Below are 8,834 nucleotides of genomic sequence, written 5' to 3'. Positions count from 1 at the left end.
CAAGCCTTGGCCCGCCACGACTCGCCTTTGATAAGAGCACCGGAGGCAACGAAAGCATGTTGACGGAAGAGCTCAGGGCGTGAAGCAGCCCTAAAGCCAGGCACCAGAGTGCGCCAGGAAGATTGAAGGGGGGCGCTTCGCGCCCCAGCGGGGATAAATCCCCTCGCCACAAGTGCGCATGCTTCAGTGGACATGGTTGCATCAGGCCTGCTTGTAGCCCCGCACCTCATCCACCCCACGATTGGCCAACTGGTCGGCCCGCTCGTTGCCGTGGTGGCCGATATGACCGCGCACCCATTTCCAGGTGACGTTGTGGCGGTTGACCTGCTCATCCAGCAGCTTCCAGAGGTCGGCGTTTTTCACCGGTTCCTTCGCCGCCGTCTTCCAGCCGCGCTTCTTCCAGTTGGCCATCCACTCGTTGATGCCTTTCATCACGTATTGCGAGTCGGTCACCAGCAGTACATCGCAAGGCCGCTTGAGCTCTTCCAGGCCACGGATGGCGCCCATCAGCTCCATGCGATTGTTGGTGGTATTGGCTTCGCCGCCCCAGAGTTCCTTCTCCACGCCCTTGCACACCAGCAACGCGCCCCAGCCGCCCGGGCCGGGGTTGCCCTTGCAGGCGCCATCAGTGAAGAGTTCTACGCTATCGCTCATGCCAATCTATCCAGAAAAAATGCAAAGGCCAGCCGATCAGGCGGTTGATGCCTGTAGTCAAAGGGCCGGCCAGGCCTGCTAAAAAGGGTTATGGCTCGATGTGACGACGATTGACCTTGGCCATCGGCAAGGGAATCAGCTTGCCCATCGGCTCGCGTCGCGCCTGACGCACCGGGCGCAGCCCGACCGCGATCTTGCGCGCCACCAGCAGGTAGAAACCGCCGCCGGACAGCTGCCAGTCGCCGGCCTTGCGCTCCCAGCCGGCCAGGCGAGCCTGCCACTTGGGTGACGCAAGCGGCGGACGATAGCACCCGAAGCGGCGTTTCTCCAGCGCGAAGCCCAGCAGGTTGAGCCAGTCGCCGACCCTCGACGCCGAGATGCAGCGGGCCTGGCGCAAGGCGTCGTGGGCAAACACATGACGCAACCCCCAGGCGCTCCAGGGGTTGATACCGATGATCAACAGATGCCCGCCGGGGCGTACGCTGCTGGCGGCTTCACGCAGCAAACCGTGGGGCGAGAGGCAGAAATCCAGGCCGTGCTGCATGACCACCACGTCGGCGGCATGTTCGCTCAGCGGCCAGGCCTGCTCCTCGCAGACGATTTCCACCCCGGGCAACGGCGCCCCCAGGCGTACGTTACGCTGGACCTGCGGTGCCGACGGCGGCGTTTGCGCCGAAGGCCCGTAGTGCACCAGATAGCCGCCAAAGAACCGGCCCAACTCGTCTTCGAGCATGCGCCGTTCCTCTTCCAGCAAAAATTGCCCGACAGGGCCGGACAGCCATTCACGGGCGGCGCTGATCAACGCCAGCCAGTCAGGATCAGCCTGAGCGAACGCTTCATCGGTCATTGCATTCTCCAACGCGTCAGGAAGTTCTAAGATGCGCCTTTGTTTTCCGCTTGGCGAATTCCGCGATGATACAGATCAGTGCCCTGCCCGCGTTCACCGATAACTACATCTGGTTGTTACAGGATCACTCCACCCAGCGCTGCGCCGTGGTCGACCCGGGTGATGCCGCGCCAGTACAGGCCTGGCTCGACGCCCATCCGGGCTGGGTCCTGAGCGACATCCTGATCACCCATCATCACCATGATCATGTCGGCGGCGTCCAGGCGTTGAAGAATGCGACGAACGCCACCGTCTACGGCCCGGCCAGCGAAAACATCCCGGCGCGGGACCAGGCCCTGCATGACAATGACCGGGTCAGCGTGCTCGGCTGGGACTTCGATGTCTACGCAGTGCCTGGCCATACGCTGGGGCACATCGCCTACTACCACCATGGCCTGCTCTTTTGTGGCGACACCCTGTTCGCCGCCGGTTGCGGCCGGCTTTTCGAAGGCACGCCCGCGCAGATGCACCATTCCCTGGGTCGCCTCGCCGCCTTGCCTGAAGACACGCTGGTCTACTGCACCCATGAATACACCCTCAGCAACCTGAAGTTCGCTGCCGCCGTGGAGCCGGGCAACCCGGACATCGCCGCCCGCCTGGAAAAAGTCGCCCGCCAACGCAACGAAGGCATCATGACGCTGCCCTCGACCCTGGCCCTGGAAAAACTCACCAACCCGTTCCTGCGCACGACTGAAACATCCGTTAAACAAAAAGCAGACGAACGGAACGGCCAGCGAAACCAGACGCCGAGTGAGGTTTTTGCGGCCTTGAGGGCTTGGAAAGATAAGTTCTAAGGCAGCTATCGATTGATACAAAAATTCTGAAAGGTTGACCTGTTGGGGTGCGCTTCCTAGAATCGGCCGACATTTTTGCCCGGAACTTACTTCCAGCCAATGTCGTCATCCATACGCAGGTCCGTCCAGTCAGACACATTGACCCGCTTGGCTCAAGCCATCGCGGTGGCTGTGTCCGCCACCCTGGCGGGCTGCCAGAGCACGAGCCAGCTGCCGCAGACCGACGCGGCGCACACCCCGAATATCGCCGCTCGCGCCAAACAGAAGCCGGTATGGCTCACCGAGAAACCCAGCCCCCAAGTGCCCCAGGACATCTGGGAACGCATGCGCCAGGGCTTCCAGCTGCAGGAAACGGCCGGCGTCAACCCGCGTATCGAGCAACAGCGCCTGTGGTTCGCCAGCAACCCTTCCTTCCTGGAAAACGCCGGTGAGCGTGGCAGCCTGTACATCCATTACATCGTCGAACGCCTTGAAGAACGCAACATGCCGCTGGAACTGGCGCTGCTGCCGGTGATCGAGAGCGCCTACAACCCCATGGCCTATTCCCGGGCCAACGCGGTGGGGCTGTGGCAATTCATCCCGTCCACGGGGCGTTACTTCAACCTGCGCCAGACCCGCTTCTATGACGGACGACGCGACATCACCGCCTCCACCACGGCCGCCATGGACTACCTGACGCGCCTGCATGACATGTTCAACGGCGACTGGCTGCTGGCACTGGCGGCCTACAACGCCGGTGAGGGCACCGTCAGCCGCGCCATCGAGCGCAACGAGAAGCTTGGCCTGCCCACCGACTACTGGAACCTGCCGCTGCCCAGCGAGACCCAGGCCTATGTGCCGAAGTTGCTGGCGCTGTCCCAGGTGGTGCTCGCGCCCGACGCCTATGGCGTGAACCTCAACCCGATCGCCAACGAACCCTATTTCCAGGTCGTCGAGATCAACCAGCGCATGGACCTGTCCAAGGTCGCGGCGGTGGCCAATATCGACGAAGACGAGCTGTTCCAGCTCAATCCGGCCTTCAAGCAACGCACCACCATCGACGGTCCCCAGCATTTACTGGTCCCCACCTCCAAGGCCCAGTTGCTGACCGCCAGCCTGTCGACCATGCGTCCGGAAGAGCTGATCAGCCAGCGCGCACTCAAGCCGGTTTTCGAATCAGCCGACGACAGCGAAGTGGAAGGTGCCAGGCGCACCTACCGCGTCAAGCGCGGTGAAAACCTGGCCCAGATCGCCAAGGCCAACAACGTCCAGACCAAGGACCTGCAGCGCTGGAACAAACTCAGCGGCAACAAACTCAAGGTCGGCCAGACCCTGGTGATGCAGGACGCCAAGGCCAGCAAGGCCACCGGCAAGCGCATCAGCACCGTGATAGCCGCCAACAGCAAGAACCAGAAGAAGCAGACCCAATACAAGGTCAAGCAGGGCGACTCGTTGTACGTCGTCGCCAAGCGCTTCAACGTGGAAATGCAGCACCTCAAGCGCTGGAATCCACGGATGGGCAAGGCACTCAAGCCTGGGCAGATGCTGACGGTGTACTCCCCGCACTGACCTGTGGGCGCCCCACTGACCTGGAGCAAAGCCCTGTGAGAACAAGACCTGTGGAGTAAGCTCTGTGGGAGCTCCCACCGGTTTGCGGCTTGACTGACCGGCATCCACCCCAGGCCTCCTTTTTCCTGCCGATACAAGCTGTTACTGTACAGGCCATAAAAGCCCAAGCCGCCTGGATCGGATCTCCGACTTGATACGTCCCCTCCTCCTGTTCCTGATCAGCCTGGCCTTGAGCTCTCCCGCCAGCGCAACCATCAGCGAAAGCCATGGCTATGCGCAGTTCGGCACGCTCAAGTACCCGGCCAGATTCACCCACTTCGACTGGGTCAACCCGCAAGCGCCCAAGGGCGGAGTCTTGCGGGTCATGGCATTCGGCACCTTCGATACGCTCAATCCCTACACGTTCAAGGGCAGCAGCCCGGTTTCCACGCCCAATTTCCTGCAATACGGCATCAATGAGCTGAACGAACCGCTGATGGTCGGCACTGGCCAGTACGCACCGTCCGGCGATGAACCGACGTCGAGCTATGGCCTGATCGCCCAGTCGGTGGAGTACAGCGAAGATCGCAGCTGGGTAGTCTTCAACCTGCGCCCCGAAGCGCGCTTCCACGATGGCGTGCCCATCACCGCCTATGACGTGGCGTTCTCCTACAGGACCCTGCTCAAGGATGGCCATCCGCAATACCGCACCAACCTGCAGGAAGTGCTGCGGGTCGACATTCTCAACCCGCTGAAAATCCGCTTTGTCTTCAAGCGCGCGGGCAATCCCTTGCTGATCCTGCGCCTGGGTGAGCTGCCGGTGTTGCCCCAGCATTACTGGAAAGGCCGCGACTTCAAGGCGACGACCTTCGAACCGCCCCTGGGCAGCGGGCCGTATCGCATCACCAAAGTGCAGCCAGGCCGCCAACTGGTGTTCGAACGGGTCAAGGACTACTGGGGCAAGGACCTGCCGGTCAATCGCGGCAAGTACAACTACGACCGCATGGAGGTGGAGTTCTACCGTGACAGCGAAGTCGCCTTCGAAGCCTTCAAGGCCGGCGAGTTCGACATCTACATCGAACATCAGGCCAAGAACTGGGCCAACGGCTACGACTTTCCGGCAGTCAACCGGGGCGATGTGATCAAGGCCCAGATCCCCCACCAGATCCCGACCCAGACCCAGGGCCTGTTCATGAACACCCGGCGCGGCACATTCGCCGACGTCAAGGTGCGCGAAGCCCTGGGGCTGATGTTCGATTTCGAGTGGACCAACCGCACCCTGTTCAGCGGCGCCTACAAGCGCACCCTCAGCTATTACCCCAACAGCGAATTCTCCGCCACCGGCCTGCCGGTGGGTCATGAATGGCTGCTGCTCAAGCCGTACCGGGATCAATTGCCGCCCAAACTGCTCACCGCCCCCTTCAGCCTGCCCAAGACCGACGGGCGCGGCATTCCCCGGGAAACCCTGCGCAAGGCATTGGGACTCTTGAAGGAAGCCGGCTGGAATCTCAACGGCCAACGCCTGCTGAACGCCGACCACCAGCCCCTGAGCTTCGAAATCCTGCTAGTGAACCCGAATCTGGAGCGTATCCTGCAACCCTACGTCGAAAACCTTGCCAGCATCGGTGTTCAAGCTCGGCTGCGCACGGTGGACCGCGCCCAATACAAACAGCGCCTGGACCAGTTCGACTTCGACATGATCCTACTGACCTTGAACCAGACCCTCAGCCCGGGCCTCGAGCAATGGCAGTACTTTCACTCCAGCCAGGTCGGGGTCAAGGGCAGCAAGAACTACGCCGGGATCGCCAACCCGGTGGTCGACCATCTGCTGGAAAAACTGCTCGCCGCCCAGACCCGCGATGAACAGGTCGCCGCCGGCAAGGCCCTGGATCGCGTACTGCTGTGGCAGCATTACTGCATCCCCAACTGGTATCTCAACTATCATCGCCTGGCGTACCGCAACCGGTTCGCCTTCGTCACCACGCCGCCCTATACCCTGGGCCTGAGCGCTTGGTGGCTGAAATCTTCGGAGAAAGATCAATGAAGCCTTTACGTGCCCTGCTCCTGCAGGCCAGCAGCCTGTTATTCGCCGGGCTGGCCTGCGCCGCGCCGCAGCATGCCGTGACCTTGTACAACGAGCCGCCGAAATACCCGGCCAACTTCCAGCACTTCGACTACGTCAACCCGGACGCGCCCAAGGGCGGCATCTTCCGCCAGGGCGGCTTTGGGGGGTTCGACAGCCTCAACCCGTTCATCAGTAAAGGCGTGCCAGCCGATGACATCGGCCTGATCTACGACACCTTGGCCAAGCAGGGCCTGGACGAACCCTTCACCGAATATGGCCTGATCGCCGAAAAAATCGAGAAAGCCCCGGACAATGCCTGGGTGCGCTTCTACCTGCGCCCCGAAGCCCGTTTCAACGATGGCCATCCGGTACGGGCGGAAGACGTGGTCTTCAGCTTCCAGACCCTGACCAAGGACGGCGCACCGATGTTCCGCGGCTACTACAACGACGTCGCCGAAGTCATCGCCGAAGACCCGCTCAAGGTCCTGTTCAAGTTCAAGCACACCCAAAATCGCGAGCTGCCGCTGATCCTCGGCCAATTGCCGGTATTGCCGAAGCACTGGTGGGCCGAGCGCGACTTCAACAAGGGCAACCTGGAGATTCCCCTGGGCAGCGGCCCCTACAAGGTCGTCGAAGTGAAGGCCGGCCGCTCGATCCGCTATGAGCGAGTGAAGGACTACTGGGGCAAGGACCTGCCGGTCAATCGCGGGTTCTACAACTTCGACGTGCTGGTCACCGACTACTACCGCGACAACACCGTCGCGGTCGAGGCATTGAAAGCCGGGCAGTTCGATTACTGGCTGGAAATGACCGCCAAGAACTGGGCCAACGCCTACAACATCCCGGCCGTGACCGAAGGCCGGCTGATCAAGGAACAGATCCCCAACGGCAACCCCACCGGCATGCAGGGCTTTGTCTACAACCTGCGCCGGCCGGTCTTCCAGGATGTGCGGGTACGCAAGGCCTTGAGCCTGCTGCTGGATTTCGAGTGGACCAACAAGCAACTGTTCAACGGCGCCTACGCCCGCACCCGCAGCTATTTCGAGAATTCGGAAATGGCCGCCACCGGCCTGCCCGGCGAAGACGAACTGAAGATTCTCGAGCCCCTGCGCGGCAAAATCCCCGAGCAGGTCTTCAGCGAAGCCTTCCAGCCTTCGATGTGCGACGGCAGCGGCATGATCCGCGACCAGCAGCGCAAGGCCTACCAATTGCTGCAAGAAGCCGGCTGGCGCATCGTCGACGACAAGATGGTCGACGCCCAAGGCAAACCGGTGGTGCTGGAGTTCCTGCTGGCCCAGACCGAGTTCGAGCGGATACTGCTGCCCTTCAAGCGCAACCTGAGCGACCTGGGCATCGACCTGGTGATCCGCCGGGTGGACGTGTCCCAGTACATCAACCGCGTGCGTTCCCGGGACTTCGACCTGGTGGTGGGCAGCTTCCCGCAATCCAGCTCGCCGGGTAACGAACAGCGTGAGTTCTGGATGTCCGCCGCCGCCGACAAGCCCGGCAGCCGCAACACCATGGGCCTGAAGGACCCGGCCGTGGACCAACTGGTAGAGCAACTGATCAATGCCGACTCGCGCAAGAGCCTGGTGGCTCACGCCCGGGCATTGGACCGGGTCTTGCAATGGGGCTACTACGTGATTCCCAACTGGCACATCAAGACCTGGCGCGTGGCCTACTGGAACCACATCGGTCATCCGAAAATCACCCCAACCTATGACATCGGCACCACCACCTGGTGGGTCAAGCCGGAGGTCAAGCCGGCCGATGAAGTAGAAAAGCAGGTCATCGAGCAGCAAATCGCCGTCCCTGCGAGCGTGGAGTAACAAGATGCTGGCTTACATTTTTCGGCGACTGCTGCTGATCATCCCGACCCTGTTCGGCATTCTGCTGATCAACTTCGTCATCATCCAGGCCGCGCCCGGCGGGCCGGTGGAACAGATGATCGCCAAGCTCGAGGGTTTCGAGGGCGCCACCAGCCGCATCGCCGGCGGCGGTGCCGAAGTGTCGGTGGCCGGCTCCTCCTACCGTGGGGCCCAGGGCCTGGACCCAGGGCTGGTCAAGGAAATCGAACGCATGTACGGCTTCGACAAGTCGGCCCCCGAACGCCTGTGGATCATGATCAAGAACTATGCCCACCTGGACTTCGGCGACAGTTTCTTCCGCGATGCCAAGGTCATCGACCTGATCAAGGAAAAGATGCCGGTGTCCATCTCCCTCGGGCTGTGGAGCACACTGATCATGTACCTGGTGTCGATCCCGCTGGGGATCGCCAAGGCCACGCGGCATGGCAGCCATTTCGATGTGTGGACCAGTTCGGCGATCATCGTCGGCTACGCGATCCCGTCGTTCCTGTTCGCCATCCTGCTGATCGTGGTGTTTGCCGGCGGCAGTTATTTCGACTGGTTCCCGTTGCGCGGGTTGACCTCCAACAACTTCGACGAATTGAGCATGGGCGGCAAGATCCTCGATTACTTCTGGCACCTGGCCTTGCCCGTGACCGCCCTGGTGATCGGCAACTTCGCCACCATGACCCTGCTGACCAAGAACAGCTTCCTCGACGAAATCAACAAGCAATACGTGGTCACCGCCAAGGCCAAGGGCCTGACCCGTCATCGGGTCCTCTACGGCCATGTCTTCCGCAACGCCATGCTGCTGGTGATCGCCGGCTTCCCTTCGGCGTTCATCGGGATCTTCTTCACCGGTTCCTTGCTGGTGGAAGTGATCTTTTCCCTCGACGGTCTGGGCCTGATGAGTTTCGAAGCGGCCATCAACCGCGATTATCCGGTGGTGTTTGGCACCCTGTTCATCTTCACCTTGCTGGGGCTGGTGGTGAAACTGATCGGCGATCTGACCTACACCTTTGTCGATCCGCGCATCGACTTCGAAAGCCGGGAGCATTGAG

At 61.6% G+C, this 8,834-nt stretch carries 7 protein-coding genes; 5 read left to right on the top strand and 2 right to left on the bottom strand.

The genetic code is table 11. The features are described 5' to 3' along the window. Positions 1-201 precede the first annotated feature (201 nt). Positions 202-654, bottom strand: coding sequence for a ribonuclease HI (rnhA, locus tag BM321_RS04820; RefSeq protein WP_030142629.1), 453 nt, complete (start codon positions 652-654; stop codon positions 202-204). 88 nt (positions 655-742) lie between these two features. Further along, positions 743-1,501 carry a class I SAM-dependent methyltransferase gene (locus tag BM321_RS04815; protein ID WP_057452232.1) on the bottom strand — a complete coding sequence of 253 codons (759 nt, stop codon included), beginning with the start codon at positions 1,499-1,501 and terminating at the stop codon, positions 743-745. Between the two features lie 65 nt (positions 1,502-1,566). Between BM321_RS04815 and gloB the strand changes: the two genes are divergently transcribed. The 5 genes from gloB to BM321_RS04790 all read left to right on the top strand — a co-directional run bounded on the left by gloB (position 1,567) and on the right by BM321_RS04790 (position 8,833). Further along, a complete protein-coding gene (gloB, locus tag BM321_RS04810; RefSeq protein WP_092327755.1) occupies positions 1,567-2,334 on the top strand; it encodes a hydroxyacylglutathione hydrolase in 768 nt (255 codons plus the stop codon). Positions 2,335-2,433: 99 nt separating this feature from the next. After that, complete coding sequence (locus tag BM321_RS04805) at positions 2,434-3,882, top strand: transglycosylase SLT domain-containing protein (protein ID WP_092327753.1); 1,449 nt, start codon at positions 2,434-2,436, stop codon at positions 3,880-3,882. Between the two features lie 190 nt (positions 3,883-4,072). Next, the gene (locus BM321_RS04800; protein ID WP_092441704.1) at positions 4,073-5,905 is read left to right on the top strand and encodes an extracellular solute-binding protein; all 1,833 of its coding nucleotides are present in this window, start codon (positions 4,073-4,075) and stop codon (positions 5,903-5,905) included. Further along, on the top strand, positions 5,902-7,755 hold the full coding sequence (locus tag BM321_RS04795; protein WP_092327750.1) for an extracellular solute-binding protein: 1,854 nt from the start codon (positions 5,902-5,904) through the stop codon (positions 7,753-7,755). Before BM321_RS04800 ends, BM321_RS04795 begins: the two co-directional genes overlap by 4 nt. Before the next feature lie 4 nt (positions 7,756-7,759). Beyond that, positions 7,760-8,833, top strand: a complete 1,074-nt coding sequence (locus BM321_RS04790; RefSeq protein ID WP_092198160.1) for a microcin C ABC transporter permease YejB — start codon at positions 7,760-7,762, stop codon at positions 8,831-8,833. Position 8,834: the final 1 nt, after the last annotated feature.

Source organism: Pseudomonas sp. NFIX10, assembly GCF_900111955.1.
GTDB classification, from domain to species: domain Bacteria; phylum Pseudomonadota; class Gammaproteobacteria; order Pseudomonadales; family Pseudomonadaceae; genus Aquipseudomonas; species Aquipseudomonas fluorescens_AA.
Note: the sequence above shows the minus strand (reverse complement) of the source record. Positions and strands in the feature narration are given on the sequence as shown.

Bases quoted from the DNA above. Each gene is read 5' to 3' on its own strand.
- gloB (WP_092327755.1), top strand. From the start codon at position 1,567: ATGATACAGATCAGTGCCCTGCCCGCGTTCACCGATAACTACATCTGG.
- BM321_RS04795 (WP_092327750.1), top strand. From the start codon at position 5,902: ATGAAGCCTTTACGTGCCCTGCTCCTGCAGGCCAGCAGCCTGTTATTC.
- BM321_RS04815 (WP_057452232.1), bottom strand. From the start codon at position 1,501: ATGACCGATGAAGCGTTCGCTCAGGCTGATCCTGACTGGCTGGCGTTG.
- rnhA (WP_030142629.1), bottom strand. From the start codon at position 654: ATGAGCGATAGCGTAGAACTCTTCACTGATGGCGCCTGCAAGGGCAAC.
- BM321_RS04805 (WP_092327753.1), top strand. From the start codon at position 2,434: ATGTCGTCATCCATACGCAGGTCCGTCCAGTCAGACACATTGACCCGC.
- BM321_RS04790 (WP_092198160.1), top strand. From the start codon at position 7,760: ATGCTGGCTTACATTTTTCGGCGACTGCTGCTGATCATCCCGACCCTG.